Origin of the sequence: Pseudomonas sp. R2-37-08W, from assembly GCF_003851705.1 — a bacterium.
Classification (GTDB): Bacteria; Pseudomonadota; Gammaproteobacteria; order Pseudomonadales; family Pseudomonadaceae; genus Aquipseudomonas.
This window is the reverse complement of the sequence record NZ_CP027728.1, coordinates 5,122,282-5,141,280: the sequence shown is the minus strand read 5'-3', so window position 1 is coordinate 5,141,280 and position 18,999 is coordinate 5,122,282. Positions and strand designations below refer to the sequence as shown.

General features: G+C 62.2%; 16 protein-coding genes. 5 read left to right on the top strand and 11 right to left on the bottom strand.

Features of this window, described 5'->3' with window-relative positions; all coding sequences use genetic code 11:
* Positions 1-30 precede the first annotated feature (30 nt).
* From C4J93_RS23735 to C4J93_RS23720, 4 genes are read right to left on the bottom strand one after another with little or no spacing between them, the layout of a single operon-like run.
* Positions 31-984 (bottom strand): lysylphosphatidylglycerol synthase domain-containing protein, encoded by a 954-nt coding sequence (locus tag C4J93_RS23735; RefSeq protein ID WP_124372020.1) that lies wholly within the window; start codon positions 982-984, stop codon positions 31-33.
* The gene (clsB, locus tag C4J93_RS23730) at positions 974-2,236 is read right to left on the bottom strand and encodes a cardiolipin synthase ClsB (protein WP_124430589.1); all 1,263 of its coding nucleotides are present in this window, start codon (positions 2,234-2,236) and stop codon (positions 974-976) included. The genes C4J93_RS23735 and clsB overlap by 11 nt, the downstream gene beginning before the upstream one ends.
* Positions 2,233-3,009 carry an endonuclease/exonuclease/phosphatase family protein gene (locus C4J93_RS23725; protein WP_124372018.1) on the bottom strand — a complete coding sequence of 259 codons (777 nt, stop codon included), beginning with the start codon at positions 3,007-3,009 and terminating at the stop codon, positions 2,233-2,235. The genes clsB and C4J93_RS23725 overlap by 4 nt, the downstream gene beginning before the upstream one ends.
* Positions 3,006-3,932, bottom strand: a complete 927-nt coding sequence (locus C4J93_RS23720) for a DUF72 domain-containing protein (RefSeq protein WP_124372017.1) — start codon at positions 3,930-3,932, stop codon at positions 3,006-3,008. The genes C4J93_RS23725 and C4J93_RS23720 overlap by 4 nt, the downstream gene beginning before the upstream one ends.
* 187 nt (positions 3,933-4,119) lie before the next feature.
* Between C4J93_RS23720 and C4J93_RS23715 the strand changes: the two genes are divergently transcribed.
* The 3 genes from C4J93_RS23715 to C4J93_RS23710 all read left to right on the top strand — a co-directional run bounded on the left by C4J93_RS23715 (position 4,120) and on the right by C4J93_RS23710 (position 7,507).
* Complete coding sequence (locus C4J93_RS23715) at positions 4,120-6,210, top strand: mechanosensitive ion channel family protein (protein WP_124372016.1); 2,091 nt, start codon at positions 4,120-4,122, stop codon at positions 6,208-6,210.
* A 149-nt stretch (positions 6,211-6,359) separates the two neighbouring features.
* A complete protein-coding gene (locus tag C4J93_RS27525; RefSeq protein WP_256660109.1) occupies positions 6,360-6,668 on the top strand; it encodes a transposase in 309 nt (102 codons plus the stop codon).
* Positions 6,665-7,507: an IS3 family transposase gene (locus C4J93_RS23710; protein ID WP_305955628.1), complete on the top strand. Its 843-nt coding sequence runs from the start codon at positions 6,665-6,667 to the stop codon at positions 7,505-7,507. Before C4J93_RS27525 ends, C4J93_RS23710 begins: the two co-directional genes overlap by 4 nt.
* Positions 7,508-7,571: 64 nt before the next feature.
* Here the strand turns inward: C4J93_RS23710 and C4J93_RS23705 are convergent, their stop codons facing one another.
* Positions 7,572-11,819: a DEAD/DEAH box helicase gene (locus tag C4J93_RS23705; protein ID WP_124372015.1), complete on the bottom strand. Its 4,248-nt coding sequence runs from the start codon at positions 11,817-11,819 to the stop codon at positions 7,572-7,574.
* Between the two features lie 166 nt (positions 11,820-11,985).
* Here C4J93_RS23705 and C4J93_RS23700 point away from each other — a divergent pair, with 166 nt between their 5' ends.
* Positions 11,986-12,870, top strand: a complete 885-nt coding sequence (locus C4J93_RS23700; protein ID WP_124364600.1) for a sugar nucleotide-binding protein — start codon at positions 11,986-11,988, stop codon at positions 12,868-12,870.
* Positions 12,871-12,994: 124 nt separating this feature from the next.
* Here C4J93_RS23700 and C4J93_RS23695 read toward each other — a convergent pair whose 3' ends face one another.
* From C4J93_RS23695 to C4J93_RS23675, 5 genes are all read right to left on the bottom strand, one after another.
* Entirely contained in the window at positions 12,995-13,693 is a 699-nt protein-coding gene (locus C4J93_RS23695; protein WP_124368519.1) for an OmpW family protein, read from the bottom strand.
* 223 nt (positions 13,694-13,916) lie between these two features.
* Entirely contained in the window at positions 13,917-14,438 is a 522-nt protein-coding gene (locus C4J93_RS23690; RefSeq protein ID WP_124364598.1) for a DUF3299 domain-containing protein, read from the bottom strand.
* An 11-nt stretch (positions 14,439-14,449) separates the two neighbouring features.
* Positions 14,450-15,715 (bottom strand): ABC transporter permease, encoded by a 1,266-nt coding sequence (locus C4J93_RS23685; RefSeq protein ID WP_124372014.1) that lies wholly within the window; start codon positions 15,713-15,715, stop codon positions 14,450-14,452.
* A gap of 1 nt (position 15,716) precedes the next feature.
* Complete coding sequence (locus C4J93_RS23680) at positions 15,717-16,427, bottom strand: ABC transporter ATP-binding protein (protein ID WP_124364596.1); 711 nt, start codon at positions 16,425-16,427, stop codon at positions 15,717-15,719.
* A 6-nt stretch (positions 16,428-16,433) separates the two neighbouring features.
* Entirely contained in the window at positions 16,434-17,048 is a 615-nt protein-coding gene (locus tag C4J93_RS23675; protein WP_124372013.1) for a DUF2796 domain-containing protein, read from the bottom strand.
* A gap of 131 nt (positions 17,049-17,179) precedes the next feature.
* Between C4J93_RS23675 and C4J93_RS23670 the strand changes: the two genes are divergently transcribed.
* Positions 17,180-17,521, top strand: a complete 342-nt coding sequence (locus tag C4J93_RS23670; protein ID WP_124372012.1) for a hypothetical protein — start codon at positions 17,180-17,182, stop codon at positions 17,519-17,521.
* Here C4J93_RS23670 and trxA read toward each other — a convergent pair.
* Entirely contained in the window at positions 17,518-18,390 is an 873-nt protein-coding gene (gene trxA / locus C4J93_RS23665) for a thioredoxin (protein ID WP_124364593.1), read from the bottom strand. The two genes, C4J93_RS23670 and trxA, sit on opposite strands and share 4 nt — an antisense overlap.
* Positions 18,391-18,999: the final 609 nt, after the last annotated feature.

The window sequence follows — 18,999 nt, the reverse complement described above, 5'->3', positions numbered from 1 at the left end:
CGCGGAGCGTGGGGACGATCATCACAGGTATCAAGCTGTCTTCTTGACCCGCAACGCCTTGGCCTTCGCTTCCACACCCAAATACATCACCAATGCGATCAGCAGCGGGCAGATAAAATAGATCGCCCGATAAGCAATCAACCCGGCCAGCAAACTCCCGCGTGACGCTTCATGCTGCAACAGCCCAATGAATACCGCTTCGAGCACGCCAAGCCCCGCCGGAATATGCGTGAGCACCCCGGCAATCGCACTGATCAGCAGCACCCCCAGCACCAGCGGATAATCCAGTTTCGACGGCAACAGTGTGAAAATCACCGCCGCCATCAGCGCCCAGTTCAACGCGCCCAGCATCAATTGCAAACACGCCATGCGCAGCGACGGCAGGTTGATTTCCATGCCGCGAATCGTCCACGCGCGTTTTTTCGAAAACCGGCAGGCGGCCAGGTAGCCCAGGCTGGCCAGTACCAGCAGTGCGCCGATGCCTTGCAGTGCCGTGGTGCTGACCTTCCAGCCCGGCGGCATGGTGACCAGGCCGCTGCTGAAAATCACCCCCGAGATCGCCATATAGCCGAACCAGTTGGTCGCCAGGCTCAGCCCCAGGATCTTGGCGATATTGCTGGTGCTCACCCCCAGCCGCGAGTACAGGCGATAACGCATCGCGATGCCGCCCACCCATGCACTCAGGTTGAGGTTGAACGCGTAGCTGATGATCCCCACCGGCAGGATCTGCTTCCAGCGCAACGGCTGGCGAATGTAGGTGCGGCCGATCAGGTCGAAGCAGGCGTAGACGATAAAGCTGCACACTGTCAGCGCGCTGGCGATCAGCAAGGTGCGCACTTTGAATTCGCTCAGGGTCTGCAGCACTTCGCTCCAGTCGATACGCCGGGCAAGCAGGGTGAACAGCACGATCAGCAGCAGGAAGAATGCAATGGTCAGGGGTTTCTTCCAGCGCTGGAACCGTGAGCCGTGTTTTTCAGACGTCATGGGCCGGACTCTCGATGGGTTTTAAACGCGGCTTGTGCGCCGGCAGCCAGCCGGTCAGGACCGGGAAGTGGCGCATTACATGAAACACCAGGAAACCCACAGTCAGGCGCCACAACCACAGGCGAGGTTTGCGCTTCTCCGGCATGGTCTGGCAGTGGTTTCTGGCGAGTGCTTCCAGGCTCTCGTACAACTGCTGATTGAACGCCCGATCCCGAATCAGCACATTGGCTTCCAGGTTCAGTGCCAGGCTCAACGGGTCCAGGTTGCTTGAGCCCACGGTGCTCCAGTCATCGTCCACCAAGGCGACCTTGCCGTGCAGCGGGCGCTGGCAGTATTCATGAATCACCACGCCATCCTTGAGCAGATAGTCATAGAGCATGCGCGCCGCCAGCTTGGCGAGCAGCACATCCGGCTGGCCCTGCATGATCAGTTGGACGTGTACGCCACGGCGCGCGGCGTTGCGGATTTCGCGCAGCAGGCGGTAGCCGGGGAAGAAATACGCGTTGGCGATCACGGCGCGTGTACGGGCTTTGCTCAGGGCATGGATATAGGCTTCTTCGATGTCATCGCGATGCTGCACGTTGTCGCGATAAATCAGGCGCACCAGGCCGTCTTCCTCAGACGTTGCCCACGGCGCAGGACGTTGCTGGCGCCGCCGCCAGCCACGCCGGGTGCGCACCTGACGACCACTTTGCGCCAGGGCGAAGTGGTGCAGGTCGGCTACCGCCGGGCCGACGATTTGCACCGCATAATCCTGCTTGGCTTCAGGGCCGAAGTCGCCCAGGTGGTCGGCGGAAAAGTTGATGCCGCCGATGAAGGCGACAGCGGCATCCACCACCACTATTTTGCGGTGCAGGCGACGAAACCAGTTGGTGCGAATGCCCAGCGTTTTCGAGGCCGGATCGAACATCTGCACCGCCACCCCGGCCTCGGCCAGCTCGCGCAAAAACGAAACACTCAATTCGCCGCAACCAAAGCCATCAAGGCTGGCAACCACCTTTACCCCGCGCTGCGCCGCCTCGATCAAGATGTCTTTGAGCTCAAAGCCGACCTTGTCTTCGAAGAGGATAAACGTCTCCAGCAGAATCTCACGCTGTGCCGCGCGCATGGCCTCGAACACCTTGGGGAAGTAGGCCTCGCCATTCTCCAGCAGTTCGATTTGATTGCCACTCTGCCAGCCGTAATCGAGGTCACGCGCCTTGGCGTCATCCGGCGGTTGATCGGTGGCGATATGTTCTACAGCAACGTTCATAGCTCAATCTCCACCGACAGCGGCACATGGTCCGAGAGGTGCGACCAGGGCCGCGTGGTCAGCACGCGGGGGTTATGCACCTTCAAATTGCGCACGTAAATGCGGTCCAGCGGCAACAGCGGCAGGCGCGCCGGAAACGTGCGCGCAGGTTTGCCCAGGGTGTCGGCGAAGACCTCCTTGAGGCCGCTTTGGCTGAGGTCGGCGCGCTGGCGCCAGTCGTTGAAATCGCCGGCGACCACCAGCGGCGCGTCAGCCGGAATCTCGCTGATGCGCTGCTCCAGCAAGCGCAATTGCTGCTGGCGATGCACCTCACGCAAGCCCAGGTGGATGCAGATCGCATGCACCTGCTGCCCGCTGCCCGGCAGGCGCAGGACGCAATGCAGCAGGCCACGGTTTTCATGGCCGCTTTGGGAGATGTCGAGGTTGTCGTGACGGATGATCTGGAATTTCGACAGCAACGCGTTGCCGTGGTCGCCGTGGGGGTAGACCGCGTTGCGCCCGTAGGCGAACTGCGGCCAGATGCTGTCGGCGAGGAACTCGTACTGCGGCATCTTCGGCCAGTCGCTGTAGCGCTGGGGATGGCGCTCGTGGGTGCCGTGGATTTCCTGGAGGAACACCATGTCGGCGCCGACGCTGCGCACCGCTTCGCGCAGTTCGGGCAGGATGAAGCGTCGATTCAAGGCGGTGAAGCCCTTGTGGATATTGACCGTCAGCACGGTAAAGCGCGTGATGGCGGTGGTGGGCGTGGGCGGGATCAACTCCGGCTGGGTCATGCCAGCACCCCCGGCTCGGGCAGTCGTCCGGGCTCCGTCAGCAGGTTGGTATCCAGCCCGAAGCGCTGCAGCAATTGGCGGGCATCGTAAGGTGCGCGCACCTTGATGTCGTTGTCGAAAAAGCAGAATACGTCGCGCTGTTTGCGGGCGCGTGGCTTGTGTTTCGGATCAATCAGGTGCGCATCCGTGGGCTGTTTGCCGTGACGCCAACGCTCGATGCGGTCGCCCCAGCGCTTGAGGGCTTCGTCGGTATAGCCGCTGGCGTACAACTGTTTGTCGCCATGCAAACGCAGGTACATGAAGTTGGCGGTAACGTCTTCGGCATACGGCCACTTGCCAGCGGTGTCCGCCACCACCAGGGCCACGCCGTACTTATCCAACAGCTGCACGAACTCAGGCACCGCAAAACTTGCGTGACGAATTTCCACGGCATGGCGCATGGGTCGCTTGCCGTAGGCCTTCATGCTCGCCTTGCCATTCAGGCGCGGCTCATGCTGATGGGCGAGGGCGGCCGCCTGCTGGGTGTCGGTGGGCAGTTCGGCGAGGAAGGCTTCGAACAGGGGCGGGTCGAACTTGAAGCTGGGCGGGAACTGCCAAAGGATCGGCCCAAGCTTTTCTTTCAACTCCAGTACCCCGGAGGCGAAGAAATTCGCCATGGGCTTGTGCACCTCCCGCAGGCGCAGGATGTGCGTGATATAGCGTGGGGCCTTGACGCTGAACAGGAAGCCTTCAGGCGTGTCGGCATACCACTCGGCGTAGCGCTTGGGCGTTTGCAGCGCATAGAACGAACCGTTGATTTCAATGCCGTTGACGGCGCGTGACGCAAACTGCAACTCGCGTTTCTGGGTCAAGCCTTCGGGGTAGAAATCGCCCCGCCAGGGCGTGTAGCGCCAGCCGGAAATGCCGATATGAATCGCCGCCATGCTTACTCCCATTGATGTAGGGTCGATTGCCCTGCGTTTTGGGATGACTGTGAATTTTGACCGAAAGTTTCCACATTCCTACAAACGGTCGAGCGTCCGAAGGTAGGAAGCAGGTGGTTGAATCAGGGGAACGATCACGGCTCAAACCCGTCAGTTCCTAACAGACCCTCTGAAGGAGCCCGGTGTTTTGCTGAATTTCAAGACTGCATTACTGCTCGGCGCGCTGCTGTTCTGCGGCAATGGCGCACTGTATGCCGCAGCCACCGCGCCTGAGCCCGAAGCCCCGGCCAAGCCGGAATTGCTGGTGGAGGGCGGCCTGCTGGGGGCCATCAGCTCCAGCATCGACGATGTGCAGCAGAAGCTGGACCTCAACCAGAATTTCATCGACGAATGGCGCCTGCGCGCCGACCGCGCCGCCAACGAAGTAGGGCGGCTGGTCAACCAGACGGCCGCGCGCTCGCCGTGGAGCGTGGTCGGGGATTTTCTGTTGCTCTCGGCGGTGTGGATCGGCGCCTTTGCGCTGTTGACCCTGCTAGGGCGCCTGATCGTCCGGCGCTTGAGCCAGCGGGTGTTTTTCCAGCGCCGGGCGCGCCTGCTGGCGGTGCTGGGGTACGTGGTGCCTTACACCATCCCGGCGGTTATCTGCCTGCCGTTGACGCTGTCTGTCAGCCACTTTCTAGTCAACTCCGTGGGCCGGGCGCTGGCGCTGTGTTTTGCCTACGCCACCAGTAGCGGCATCTTTTCCACCTCAATGCTGCTGTGCGTCATTGTCATGTTCAACCTCGGCCACAAGCGCCCGGCGGTGCAGATCATTCGCGACTACTGCCCCAAACCGCTGTTTCTGATCGGCTTCCTCGCGGCCCTCAGCGATGCACTGACCAGCCCGCAGATCGCCCGCCAGTTCGGCGGCAATATCACCAGCAGCATCGCCGTGTTTACCGGCCTGTTCGCCACGCTGATCTTCGGCGTGCTGGTGGTGCGCCTGCGGCGTCCGGTGGCACATTTGATTCGTAATCGGCCGCTGGCCCAGCGCCTCAAACACCCGGCGTTGCAACAGTCATTGCGAGTATTTTCCGGGCTCTGGTATTGGCCGATTCTGCTGATGGTGCTGGTCTCGGCGATCAACCTGATCGGTGCCGGCGACGACAACCAAAAGGCCCTACGCTGTGCCTTGTTCACCACGATCCTGCTGATCGGCACCGTGTTCCTCAGTACCGTGCTGCAACACCTGTTCAAGTCGCGCAGCCAAGTGGCGATCCAGCGCAGCAGCGCGTACAAGGAGCGCTTCCTCAGCCTGTTGCACGCGATATTGCGCATCGTCATGGCCATCGCCTTTATTGAAATCCTCGGGCGGATCTGGGGCGTGTCGTTGTTCGAGTTTGCCCAGCGCAACTCGGTGGGCCGGGCGATCAGCGATTCCCTCAGCAGCATCGGCCTGATCCTGCTGATGACCTGGCTGTTCTGGGTGGTGCTTGATACGGCGATTCAGGAAGCGCTCAAACCCCCGGTGAACAAGCGCTCCAGCCGCCAGCCCAGCACCCGCGTGAAAACCATCCTGCCGCTGCTGCGTAACGCGGTGAAGATTATCCTCGTGGTGATTTGTGCGATCACCACCATGGCCAACCTGGGCATCAACGTCGCGCCGCTGCTGGCGGGTGCCGGTGTGGTCGGCCTGGCCATCGGTTTCGGTTCGCAGCAGTTGGTGCAGGACGTGATCACCGGCCTGTTCATCATCATCGAAGACACCTTGTCGATCGGCGACTGGGTGGTGCTCGACTCCGGCCATGCCGGCACCGTCGAGGGCCTGACCATCCGCACCCTGCGCCTGCGCGACGGCAAGGGCTTCGTGCATTCGGTGCCGTTCGGGCAGATCAAAGCCGTCACCAACCAGTCGCGGCAGTTCGCTTATGCGTTCTTCTCGGTGCAGTTCACCTACGACACCGATGTGGACAAAGCCGTGGAGCTGATCCGCGAGGCCGGGCAGTCGATCCGCGACGATGTGTTCCTCAAGTACAACCTGCAAGGGCCGCTGGAGGTGTTTGGGGTCGACAAGATGGACCTCAACGGCGTGGTGCTGACGGCGCAGTTCCGTACCGTGTCGGGTGGGCAATATGCGGTGAGCCGTGCGTTTAACCAGCGTCTGAAAAAGCTTGTGGATAACTGCGATGAGGTGCATTTCGCGCAGACTTATCCACAGCAGGTGTTGTTGCCCAAGCGCACTGCCCAAGTGGATGAGCCGGAGGCGGTGATGCTGACCGAGCAGCCTCGCTCGCAATAATTGTGTTGCTTTAGCTGAAGCCATCGGGGGCAAGCCCCCTCCCACATTTTGATCTGTGAACGCAATCAACTGTGGGAGGGGGCTTGAACTGGCCTAATGATCCCGGACACCTCTTAAGGGCGATATGATTCGCCCAATCAGGAGGTTCCATGCAAGAACGAAAGACCTACACCCGCGAGTTCAAGCAACGTGCTGCAAGTATGGTTCTTGATGATAACTGCTCAGTTCCTGACGTCTGCGCGTCGATGAGCGTTGGGCCTACGGCTCTGCGCCGCTGGATTGATCAGGTTCGCAAAGAGCGTCAGAAAGGGCAGCCAGTGGCAGGTACCAAGGCAATCAGCGACGAACAGCGAGAGCTTCAACAGCTGCGAGCCAAGGTCAAGCGCCTGGAGACCGAGGCTGAAATCTTAAAAAAAGCTACGGCTCTCTTGATGTCGGATCCCGATCGTTTTTCCTGATCGAGGAGCTGAGAGAGTCGAGCTCATATCCGACCCGCCTTCTTTGTAGTGCGCTGAACGTTTCCCGCAGCGCGTTTTATGACTGGCTTAAGCGTCGCTCAGAGCCGAATACCAAGCGTGACGCGCTTAGAGCAAAAGTCGTGCAACTGCATGACGAAAGCCGGGGAAGTGCAGGTGCACGGATGATCTCTCAGCACTTGAAGGCCCAGCAGATCAAGGTAGGTCGGCATCTGGCCGGAAAACTTATGGCGGAGGCAAATCTGGCCAGCAGACAGCGCCGCCGCCATCAATATCGCTCTAGAGGCGTTGAAGCATTTGTGGCCAAGAACCTGCTTGAGCGTAACTTCGAGCCAACCGCAATTAATCAAGTCTGGTGCGGCGACGTTACCAGCCTAATGGTTGGGAAACGCTGGTATCACTTGGCAGTGGTCATTGATCTGTTCGCCCGCCGAATCGTTGGCTGGGCGTTTTCTCTGATCAATGACGCCAACCTGGTTAGCAAGGCGCTGAGAATGGCGGTGGAGGTTCGAGGCAAACATGCAGGCTTGATGTTTCATTCGGATCAAGGCTGCCAATACACCAGCCAGCTCTTTCAGTCCGCGTTGCTGGAGTATGGGATAACCCAAAGCATGAGCCGCAGAGGGCAGTGCTGGGACAATGCACCAACAGAGCGTTTCTTTGGGACGCTCAAATCAGAGTGGGTGCCCACCAAGGGCTATATGACAGTTGAAGAAGCCAAGCAGGATATGACCAGCTTCTTCATGCGATACAACCGAATCAGGCTCCACAGCTACAACAACTACCTGTCGCCAATAGCCATGGAGCAGGAGGCGGCTTGATCACCGTAATCGGTGTCCGGAAAAACTTGACCAGAACAGCTTGCTCCCGATGAGGCCCTCAAACTCAATGCCGGATCAACTTCTCCTGCACCGCCTGCCGATCCACCTCCGACAAAATCTGCTGCTTACCGCCCACCATCACCGCCGCCGGCACCCCATCCCGATACACAATCCGATTGCCACTCACCGCCGGCACCTTGTTGCCTGGTAACAGCGTACCTACCAGATTCAACGGATCCGCCCCGCACACGGCAATCAAGCTGCCGTCGTGAGGGCGCCGCCTTACTTCGCGCAGCAACGGGATAGCCTCCGGCAATGCAAACTGCTCACCCGCCAACCCGCTGACAAACCGTCCGCCGCGAATTTCGCCCCGGGCCTCCAGCCGATGGAAAGTGCGCAGCAATTCGCGCCAGCTCGGCAGCCAGTCCGCCTCGCGCTCCAGCAAGCGCCAGAACACCACGCCATAGCGGCGCAGCAGGGTCATCGCCACATGTTCCAGCGTCTCGGCCGAATGCGCACCGGCGTCGCTCGGCGCGCGGCGGATCAAGGCCCAGCGCCCGGCGTCGTCCATGCCGCCGATAAACGCGCCGCGCCCACGCCGGCTGCTGCGCGCCTGGCGTTTGCTGGCGGGTGTGGTCAGGGCGCGCAGCCCGGCGAAGCTGTCGGCATTGACCAAGCCCGCGCCGACCAACTCCTGCAACGCGGTTTCCAGCTCGCTGCGCAGCAGATGGGCTTCATGCACCAGCTCATCGAAAAACAACGCGCCCTGTTCGCGCAGGGCTAAATGGACCTTTTGCGCCTTGGGCGACAGCGTTGTGCTGTCCGTCTGTTCGGTCAGCCCGCTCCACAGCGGCACCTGGCTGCGCGGCAACAGTACGATCGGCGTGCTGCGCAAGGCCATGGCGCTGGCCTTGTGGCTCAGGCGTGTCCACACCAGCTTGCCGCTGCGGCACAAGTCGTCGAGCCAGGTCGACGAGTAGTCCTTGATCCGCGCGCTGAGCAGGTCACTGTCCCAGGCCGAAGTAGCAGCGGCATAGCCTTCGAACTGACCGACGATTTGCGGCAACACCGCGCTGCCTTGGCCGCGCGTGTGGTCGGACAGGTGCTGCCAGTCGAACAGAAAACGCATGAAGTCCTGCAGCGCCACCGGTTCGATTTCCCGGCGCAGGCGCTTGACCGTGTAGCGATGAATACGCGCCAGCAGGTGCCGTTCGCACCATTGCTCCTCAACGGCGCCGGGGCTGAAGTGCCCGCGCAGCACATAGCCTTCCTGCTCCAGCCGCGCCAGAGCCTGGGCCACGGTGGCGGCGGGCAACGCCAGCGGCGCGGCAATCTCGGGCAGCGTCAACGGGCCGAAACCGCCCAGGCGTGCGCGCAGCACTTCTACCAACGCCTCATCGAATGTCCACGGCTCATCGAAACCGGGCAGCAGCGGCAGAGTGTGCGGGTAAATCGCCTGCAAACAGCTCAAGCGTTCCACGGCCACCCATAGGCCGTTGGGCAGCGGGTAAGCGCGTCCGGCCTCGGTCAATGCTTGCAGCCACTCGGCCCATTGCGGCGTGACTTCCTGGCCTGCAATGCAGGCAAGGCTCATCAGCGCTTCGTGCATTTCATCCGGCCCCTGGGGCGCCGGCCAGGCCTCTTCGCGTACGCCGGCGATGGCCTCGGCATCCAGTGCGCCGAGGTCGTCGGTACTTTGCGGGTCGCTCCAGCGGCGGTTGAGCACGGCCTGGGTGCGGCGTTCTTCCAGCGGCGCGTCATCGAGGAAGGTGTAGGGGCGCGCGCTGAGAATCTCGGCGGCCATCGGCGAAGGCGCGGGCAGGTCGCGGCTGACCATGCGAATGTCGCCCGCTTCCATGCGCCGCAGCAGGGCCAGCCAGCCATCGCTGTCCATGGCTTCGTGCAGGCAGTCGTCGAGGGTTTGTTCCACCAGCGGATGGTCGGGCACTTCGCGTTCGCCGGCGAGGTTTTCCAGGCAGGCAATCTGGTCGGGAAACACACTGGCGATCAGGTCTTCGCTTTTCATGCGCTGGATCTGCGGCGCCACCTTGCGCCCGCCGGTATAGCGCGGCAACGCCAGCGCCACGCCGGCGTTCCAGCGCCAGCGCACACCGAACAGCGGTGCATCCAGCACCGCCTGGATCAGCAGGTGCTCAGCGCTATTGCTGTTGAGGTAACGCCACACTTTATCGAGGGCGAAGCTGTGACTGGTGGACAGCGACAGCACGATCGCATTTTCGCTGGCCGCCGCTTGCAGCTCGAAGTTGAAAGTGCGGCAAAATCGCTTGCGCAGGGCCAGGCCCCAGGCGCGGTTGATGCGGCTGCCAAAGGGCGTGTGGATGATCAACTGGGTGCCGCCGGACTCGTCGAAAAACCGCTCCATGATCAACGTGTCCTGGGACGGCAACGCGCTGAGGGCCAGGCGTGCGCGGGCCAGGTAATCCAGTATTTGTTCGGCGCTGGCGCGGTTCAAACCCAGCGTATCAGTGAGCCAGCCCTGCGCCGGGAGCAGGTCGCCGGGGCTGGCGCTGAGCAGCTGATCCAGCTGCCCCTGCAAACGGGCCACCGCCGCCGACAACTCATTGCTGCGCCCCGGCGCTTCACCCAGCCAGAACGGAATGGTCGGCGGCTGGCCGTGGGCGTCCTCGACCCGCACCTTGCCGGCTTCTACCCGCAGGATGCGGTACGACGTATTGCCCAACTGGAAAATATCGCCCGCGATGCTTTCCACCGCGAAGTCTTCGTTGACGCTGCCGATGTTCAGGCTCTGGGGCTCCAGCAGCACGCTGTAGTCGGCGTTGTCGGGGATGGTGCCGCCGCTGGTCACCGCCGTGAGCCGGGCGCCACGGCGGCCGCGCAGGGTATGGGTCACGGCGTCACGGTGCAGATAAGCGCTGCGGATACCCTGGCGCCCGTTGTAGCCCTCGGCAAGCATGTGCAGCAGCGCCTGGTAGTGGCGCTGATCCAGCTCGGCATACGGCGCGGCGCGGCGGATCAGCGTCAGCAGGAGCGCTTCCGACCATTCGCGGGCGCTGACCTCGGCGATGATCTGCTGGGCCAGCACGTCCAGCGGCGCCACGGGGATGTGCAAGGTGTCGAGTTCGCCACGGCGTACGCAATCGAGGAGGGCGGCGCATTCGATCAGGTCGTCGCGGGTAGTGGCAAACAGGCGGCCCTTGGGCGTGCCGCCGACCTGATGCCCGGAGCGGCCGACCCGTTGCAGAAAGCCGTTGATCGAGCCGGGCGAGCCGATCTGGCAGACCAGGTCCACATCGCCGATATCAATCCCCAGCTCCAGGGACGCGGTAGCGATCAGCACTTGCAGCTCACCGGCCTTGAGGCGTTGCTCGGCGTCCAGGCGCATTTCCTTGGCCAGGCTGCCATGGTGGGCGGCCACCGCCGTTTTGCCCAGGCGCTCGCTCAGGTGCCGCGCCAGGCGTTCGGCCAGGCGTCGCGTGTTGACGAATATCAGGGTGGTGCGGTGTTCACGGGCCAGTTCGGCGAGGCGGTTATAGACCAGTTCCCACACATCATTGGCCATCACTGCCGAGAGCGGCACCGGTGGCACTTCTATATCCAGGTCGCGCGGGCGGGCGTGGCCGATGTCGACGATGGTGCATTCGCGCCCGGTGCCGACCAGAAACCGCGAGACCGCTTCGATGGGCTTTTGCGTGGCCGACAGGCCGATGCGCGTCAGCGGCTCGGCGCACAGCGCTTGCAGGCGCTCCAGGCTCAGCGCCAGGTGACTGCCACGCTTGCCGGCGGCAATCGCATGGATTTCATCGACGATCACCGTGCGCGTGCTGGCGAGCATCTGCCTGCCCGAGTCCGAACCGAGCAGCACATACAGCGATTCCGGGGTGGTGACCAGGATATGCGGCGCGCGCTTGCGCATCTGGGCGCGATCTTTTTGCGGGGTGTCGCCGGTGCGCACTGCGGTGCGGATCACCAACGGCGGCAGGCCTTGTTTCTCGAGGTGCTCGGTGATGCCTGCCAGTGGGTTTTGCAGATTGATCTGAATATCGTTGGAGAGTGCCTTGAGCGGCGAAACGTAGACCACCAGGGTTTCATCGGGCAATTGGCCGCCGTTGGCCAGACCCTGGTGGACCAGGTCGTCCAGCACCGCGAGAAAGGCGGTCAGGGTCTTGCCCGAACCGGTCGGCGCGGCGATCAGCGTCGAGCGGCGCTGCCGGATCAGCGGCCACGCCTGGGCCTGCGCGCCGGTCACCGAGGGGAAGGTACTGCGGAACCAGGTACTGACGGCGGGGTGGAAGCCGTCCAAAGCACTGTCCGTTGATTCGGGAAAGTTCATGTAGTGATTGATGCCACCTGCTCCAACAAGTTGCAAACACCTACTTTGTCCGTGACGGTTGCGCTACAAACCCGCAAAATGCAACGATTCTGGAATAAACCTACGGCAAGGCTCACGCGCCTGCCGACACAACCATCGTTCCAAACAGACCGGGCCTGCTCAATCTATGCGAATGCGCCTTATGTTACTGGGCGGCGGGAATGCCCTCGGGCAGGCGCTGATTCGCCTCGGTGCAGAGGAAGACATCGGTTTCCTCGCCCCCAAACCGCCCCAAGACGGCTGGGATGCCGCAAGCCTCACCCAGTTGCTCGACGACACCCGTCCCGATGCGTTGATCAACCTCGCCTACTATTTCGACTGGTTCCAGGCCGAAGCGGTCAGCGAAACCCGCCTGGCGTCCCAGGAATTCGCCATCGAACGCCTCGCCGAGTTGTGCCAGCACCACAGCATTACCCTGCTGCAACCGTCCAGCTACCGCGTGTTCGACGGTTCCCGCGCCACCGCTTACAGCGAAAAAGACGAGCCGGTGCCCCTGGGCCTGCGTGGCCAGGCGTTGTGGCGTATCGAGCAGAGCGTACGCGCCACCTGCCCGCAACATGTGCTGTTGCGCTTTGGCTGGCTGCTCGATGACAGCGTCGACGGCACCCTCGGACGCTTCCTTGCCCGGGCCGAACAGCCGGATGAATTGCTGATGGCGGACGACCGTCGCGGCAACCCGACGCCGGTTGACGATGCGGCGCGGGTGATCATTTCCGTGCTCAAGCAACTCGATTGCGCGGCGCCGCTATGGGGCACCTACCATTATGCCGGCCACGAGGCGACCACACCGCTGGCGCTGGGCCAGGCGATCCTCACCGAAGCGCGCAACTTCCACCCGCTGGCCATCGAGTCACCGACCGCCCAGGCCCACGCGGCGCGGCCGGATGCGGCAGAAGAACCGCAACACGCGGTGCTGGCCTGCAAGAAAATCCTGCACACCTTTGGCATCAAGCCCCGGGCGTGGCGAGCGGGCTTGCCGGCGCTGCTCGACCGCTTCTACCGCCACACCTGAAAACAACACAGAACCCAATGTGGGAGGGGGCTTGCCCCCGATAGCAGAGTGTCAGTCAAAGATTTATTGACTGGTCCACCGCTATCGGGAGCAAGCCCCCTCCCACATTGTTATGCAGTGTTGTTTAGAATTTGTAGCCGATACCCACCATGTAAACCATCGGGTCGACATCCACGTTGACCTTGGCCCGAGTGCCCTGGCCCAACGCATTGTTATCCACCGTCGCCTTGGTGCTGATATCGATATAGCGCGCCTGGGCGTTGATCATCCATTTGTCGTTGATCATGTAATCGGCGCCGATCTGCGCGGCCCAGCCCCAGGAATTCTCGGCCTTGAAGTTGCTGAAGCCGGCCTGCTCGGCACGGCTGCCGACGTGCTCGTCGTAGATCCAGGTGTAATTGATACCGGCGCCCACATACGGTTGAAACGCCGACTGGTGATCCAGCGGATAGTACACAACGCTCAAGGTCGGCGGCAGATGTTTCAGCGTGCCGAGCTTGCCGTTGGCGGCGCCGAGGGCGGTGTTCTTGATTTTTACGTCATGCTCGAATGGCGTGGCGGCCAGCAGTTCGATACCGACGTGATCGGTGAGCATGTAGGCGAAGTTCAAGCCCAGTTGGGTGTCGCTGCTCATGGTCGCCTTGCCGCCCAGGTTGGTGCCCGCCAATGGGCCCTGGTCAACCTTGACGCTGCTGCTGTCGGCCTTCGGATTCACCGTGATTGCACCGGCGCGAATCAGGATGTCGCCCGCCTGGTGAGCGTGAGCGACAGGGGCGACGAGGGCGAGCGCGAACAGGGACGCGCCGAGCAGGGACTTGTTCATGGGAGCTCCAAAAGGACGTTAAAAGTTGTACGTCCAATGGTAAAGATCGTTCCGCTCGATCTGTTGACTCAGCTCAATGAAAGGGCAACCACGCGGTAAAAACTGTGGGAGGGGGCTTGCTCCCGATGCGGTGGGTCAGCCAATAACTCTGTTGACTGGCACTCTGCTATCGGGAGCAAGCCCCCTCCCACATTTTGATCTGCGGTGTGTTTGCAGTTAAGGGTTATTCCTCCAGCTCGTACATATAAATCTTCTCGGCATCCATCTGGTAACCGGCGTCAGCCAACTCACTGGACGACGGCTTGACCTGCATCGCACCTTCGATCCAGTACGGCTGGTACAGCTCATCGAGTTTCACGCCGACTTCGCTTTTCACATGCACGATCTGGTTCGACGGCGGCGGCGGAACGTGGATGCACGCGCCGAAATACGGCACCAGCAGGAACTCGGTGGTGCGGCCTTCTTCGCTCACCTCGAGCGGCACGATGTACCCCGGCAGGCGAATGTGCTGGCCGTCCAGGCTCTGTACCACCGGCGCGTTGGGCAGGTCCTGCCTCGCAGCCGGCGCGGCTTCGACGGACAAGGCATCGGCCATGTTCGAGAGGTCATGCAGCGGTTTCATATTGGGCACTTCCGGTGGCGCATCCGGCGGGATCATTTCCTGCCACGACAGATCCCTGGGCTGCTCCTCGGCCCAGGCAGGCACGGCCACCAGCAATAGCAGGGCAAACAGGGCACGACGCATCGACAGCTTCCTCATAAACGGATGGACAGGCCATCGGCCAACGACTGGCGATAGGCACGCCATGCGGGCACGCTGCCCATCAATAACGCCGCCGCCAGGATACCGGCGAGCAACGTCCATTCATATTCGCTCGGCCACGCCATCGGCAGGTCCAGGCCGTAATTGGCCTGCAAATAACCGCGCGATGCGGCAATGCACAGGTACAACAAACCCAGACCTGCCACCACGCCGGCCAGGGCCAGGGCGAAGGCCTCGAAGATCAGCAGCGTTGCGATATGCCACGGCCGTGCGCCCACCGAGCGCAGGATCGCCATTTCGCGGCGGCGTTCGTTGAGGCTGGTGAGGATCGCCGTGAGCATGCCGATCAAGCCGGTCAGCACCACGAACAGCGAAATCACGAACAAGGCTTTTTCGGCCGTGCCCATCATGCTCCACAGCTCTTGCAGCGCCACGCCCGGCAGAATCGCCAGCATCGGCTCGCCACGGAATTCATTGATTTCCCGTTGCAGAGCGAAGGTGGAAATCTTGTTGTTCAAGCCGAGCATGAAGGCGGTGATGGCTTGCGGCGTGAGGTCCATATTGCGCGCCTGATCGGCGCTGATACGGCCTTTGCCCTGGGCCGGCACGCCGTTGTGCCAGTCGATGTGGATCGCCTCCATGCCGCCGAGGCTGATATGCAGCGTGCGGTCCACCGGCGTGCCGGTGCGCTTGAGGATGCCGACCACGGTGAACGGCTTGTCATCGTGCTTGACCAGGCTGACCACCGCCACGCCATGGGCCAGCACCAGCTTGTCGCCAAGTTTGTAGTGCAGTGCATCGGCCACTTCGGCACCGAGCACCACCTCGAACGGGTCGGTGGCAAAGGCGCGGCCGCTGGCCAGCTCAAGGTTTTGTTTGCGCCCGTACTGGTAATGCTCAAAGTACGATTCGTTGGTGCCCATCACCCGGTAACCGCGATGAGAGTCGCCGAGGGAAATCGGGATCGCCCATTTCACCTGAGGGTTGGCGGCGAAGTGCTCATAGCTGTCCCAGCGGATGTTATTGGTGGCGTTGCCGATGCGGAACACCGAGTACAGCAGCAGGTTCACCGAGCCCGAGCGGGCACCGACGATCAGGTCGGTGCCGCTGATGGTGCTGGCGAAGCTGTTGCGCGCTTCCACGCGCACGCGTTCCACCGCGAGCAACAAGCAAACGGAAAGCGCGATGGCGAAGGCGGTGAGGATCGCGGTAAAGCGGCGGTTAGCCAGGCTGGCCATGGCTAGACGAAACAGATACATCTCAAACCTCTGCGGGCGCGGCGGCGCGATTGAGTTCGGCCAGCGACAGGTTGCGGTCGAACAGCGGCGCCAGGCTTTGGTCGTGGCTGACAAACAACAGGCTGGCCCCGGCGTCGCGGCATTCGGCGAACAGCAACTGAATGAATGCCTCGCGCGCGTCGTAGTCAAGGGCCGAGGTGGGTTCGTCGGCGATCACCAGTTCCGGTTGGCCGATCAGCGCACGGGCGGCGGCCACCCGTTGTTGCTGGCCGATGGACAGCGAGTCGGCGCGGCGCTCGAGCAGGTCCGGGTCCTTCAAGCCCAGGTGTGCCAGCAAGGTCGCCGCGGCCTGGTCGACACTGCCGTGGCGCTGGATCGCTCGCTGCGCACGCAGTTTGGAGAAGTGGCACGGCAACTCGACATTTTCGCGCACCGACAAAAACGGCAGCAGGTTGAACTGCTGGAAGATGTAGCCGGTGTGGTCCACCCGGAACCGGTCACGGGCGCCGGCCGAGAGTTCGGTCAGCTCCTGGCCAAGCAGGCGGATACTGCCCCGGCTGGGCGTCTGCACACCGCCGAGCAGTCCGAGCAAGGTGGTTTTGCCACTGCCGCTGGGGCCCTTGAGGAACAGGGTTTCCCCCGGCTCCAGGCGGAACGCGGGGATGTCCAGCAACTGCGGGTGGCCGGGCCAGTTGAAGCCCAGGTCGGACAGTTGGATCAATGCATGGGTCATGTGAACTCAGAACTTCAGGGTGGCTGCAGTGGCTGTCGCGTCAACGCCTTGCTGGCCGCTCGGGCCGATCAGTTGTACCTGAATCTTCTGGGTGGCGGGAAAGGTCTTGAACACTTGGCTCAGGTCCAGGTTGCTCAGCGCCGTCGGCGTGGCGCAGGTGAACTGGTAATGGGCGTGGATTTCGCTGTGGTCGTGATGGTGTTCGTGGGCGGCGACGCCTTTGCCGTCGGTGGCGTGGTCATTGTCATCGCCATCGTCGTCATCGTGATCGGCTTCCGGTTTATCGCCGAACAGCGGGCTGTTGAGTTCCTGGGAGCTGACGACGCAACCGGCGGCCTTGGGCAGGTTGAACAACACCAGCGGGCTTTCCAGCTGTTTGCGCGCAGCGGCGACTTTGGCCTTGTCGGCGGCACTGGTCGCGACGTGTTCGAAACCCACCAGGTTCATGGCCGGGCTGTCCAGTTCAAGCTCCAGGGACTGGCCGTCGAGCACCGCATTGAGACGGCCCACGCCATGTTCATGGGCACCGAGGCTGGCGTGCTCATGGTCGTGATCTTCATGAGCATGAGCGACCGCCAGTGGCAGCAGGGCAAACGGCAAAGCGAGCAGCAGACGGCGCATGACAGGACTCCAAAGATGAAGGTTTTGTTATGTGATCTTATAACACTGGTGCCGAGAGTTTGACCGGCCGCTTGGCGTTGCGCAAGCTGCATGGGAGCATGCCCGTCAGAAAAAATGCAGGAGTAAGGACGATGTTGCGAATTCGTGGAACCGTCGGCGACCTGCCGGTGGACTTGACCCTGGAGTTGGACGACGGCGATTGGGCGCGGTTGGGCGCACAACTGCAGGCCGCCCCGGTGCCTACCGAGTCGACTGCGGTACCGCTCAGGCAAAGTGAGGATCTATGGCAGAACGCCCAGGATCTGTTGCGCAACGCCGGGCAGCTCAGCGGCTTGGAGTTACTGGATCAACTGGAAGGCCTGGCCGGCGATGCGGCGGCAGGCAAGCGCCTGTTGGTGCGCCTGCGCCACAGCGCCAAGGTGAAGGTGACCAGCGGCGGGGATACGCCGCTGTACAGCTGGATGGGCGATTAATACAACGCGGCAAACAATTTGCGGCGGTACGCCGTGACCAGCGGGTGATCGTTGCCCAGCAGCTCGAACACCTGCAGCAAGGTCTTGTGCGGCAGGCCTTCGCTGTAGCTGCGATTGCGGATAAACAGTTTGAGCAGGCCTTCCAGCGCGGCGTCGTATTGCTGGCGCGCCAGTTGGTGAATGCTCAACTGATAGGCCGCTTCGTCATCCTGCGGGTTCTGCGCCAGGCGGCTTTTCAGGTCGGCGGCGTCCGGCAGGTCGGCCGCCTGGCGCAGGAAGGTGATTTGCGCCTTGGCCCCGGCGAGGGCAGCTTTGTGGTCATCGCCTTTTACGGCGTCCAGCACGGTTTGTGCTTCATCCAGTTCGCCGCGCTCGGCCAGGCAACGCGCGTACAGGATCAGCGCGGCGGCGTTGGTATTGTCTTCGCCCAGCAGCGCCACCAGCACGGCTTCGGCATCGCTGATGCGGCCTTCGGCGAACAACGCTTGTGCCTGCTCCAACGGATCGGCCGCAGCCGGTGGTGGCATCTGCACATGGGGCTCGAGCATCGCCCGCACCGCCGACTCCGGCTGCGCCCCGGCAAACCCATCCACCGGTTGACCGTCCTTGAACAGCACCACGGTCGGCAGGCTCTGAATACCGAAACGCGCAACGATGTCCTGCTCGGCCTCGCAATCGACCTTGGCCAACAGCAATTCGCCGCGATAACTCTCGGCAATCTGCGCCAGCATCGGCATCAGCGCCTTGCACGGCGCGCACCACTCGGCCCAGAAATCCACCAACACAGGTTTTTCAAAAGAGTTCTGAATCACCGCCTGGTCGAAGTTGGCGGTGGTGACGTCGAAGATGTACGGCGTGGGCTCACTCATGAGGCGTCTCGAATAAAGCGGGAATGGGGGCAACTATAAGGGCTGGCGTGGGCTATCGGAAGTCGTATGGGAGTCAGCGCTCGGACGCGTGCCAAAACGGGTCGAGGTACCAGTCTTGAGCATAGGTATCTACACAACTTTGTAGCAGCCTACGCTAACCACGATGCGAAGCGAGCCGCTCTTGATCTTGCTCTTGATCTAGGCGCCCCGTTAAACCACGCTGGCCGGAATTCGATATTGATTTGGGGGGTAAACCGGCAGGGATGCCGGTTTAGCCGCCCCGCGCCATGGATGGCGCGTGGCGGCGGCCCCCCAAATCACTGTCGGATTACGGGCACACCGAGCCTAAGCGAGGTGCCGAGTGGTGGGGCATGAGCGTTTTGCTTACTTTTGCGCTTTTCAAAAGTGAGACGCCGTAAGGGCGGAACCCTAAGCCGTCGTTACCGCAGCAACGGATATGTACTCGCCTTGATCCAACATCCTGGTCGGCTGTCAGGCCGCCATCGGGGGCAAGTCGAATCGTCGCACCGCCCCTCCCACATTTGGATCGCGCGGCATCAGTCAGATAGCTATAGGCCGCCAGGTCGCCACGGGCGCAAGCTCCCTCGC

Bases quoted from the DNA above. Each gene is read 5' to 3' on its own strand.
- C4J93_RS23700 (WP_124364600.1), top strand. From the start codon at position 11,986: ATGCGAATGCGCCTTATGTTACTGGGCGGCGGGAATGCCCTCGGGCAG.
- C4J93_RS27525 (WP_256660109.1), top strand. From the start codon at position 6,360: ATGCAAGAACGAAAGACCTACACCCGCGAGTTCAAGCAACGTGCTGCA.
- C4J93_RS23680 (WP_124364596.1), bottom strand. From the start codon at position 16,427: ATGACCCATGCATTGATCCAACTGTCCGACCTGGGCTTCAACTGGCCC.
- C4J93_RS23705 (WP_124372015.1), bottom strand. From the start codon at position 11,819: ATGAACTTTCCCGAATCAACGGACAGTGCTTTGGACGGCTTCCACCCC.
- C4J93_RS23735 (WP_124372020.1), bottom strand. From the start codon at position 984: ATGACGTCTGAAAAACACGGCTCACGGTTCCAGCGCTGGAAGAAACCC.
- C4J93_RS23725 (WP_124372018.1), bottom strand. From the start codon at position 3,009: ATGACCCAGCCGGAGTTGATCCCGCCCACGCCCACCACCGCCATCACG.
- C4J93_RS23695 (WP_124368519.1), bottom strand. From the start codon at position 13,693: ATGAACAAGTCCCTGCTCGGCGCGTCCCTGTTCGCGCTCGCCCTCGTC.
- clsB (WP_124430589.1), bottom strand. From the start codon at position 2,236: ATGAACGTTGCTGTAGAACATATCGCCACCGATCAACCGCCGGATGAC.
- trxA (WP_124364593.1), bottom strand. From the start codon at position 18,390: ATGAGTGAGCCCACGCCGTACATCTTCGACGTCACCACCGCCAACTTC.
- C4J93_RS23670 (WP_124372012.1), top strand. From the start codon at position 17,180: ATGTTGCGAATTCGTGGAACCGTCGGCGACCTGCCGGTGGACTTGACC.
- C4J93_RS23685 (WP_124372014.1), bottom strand. From the start codon at position 15,715: ATGTATCTGTTTCGTCTAGCCATGGCCAGCCTGGCTAACCGCCGCTTT.
- C4J93_RS23690 (WP_124364598.1), bottom strand. From the start codon at position 14,438: ATGCGTCGTGCCCTGTTTGCCCTGCTATTGCTGGTGGCCGTGCCTGCC.
- C4J93_RS23720 (WP_124372017.1), bottom strand. From the start codon at position 3,932: ATGGCGGCGATTCATATCGGCATTTCCGGCTGGCGCTACACGCCCTGG.
- C4J93_RS23675 (WP_124372013.1), bottom strand. From the start codon at position 17,048: ATGCGCCGTCTGCTGCTCGCTTTGCCGTTTGCCCTGCTGCCACTGGCG.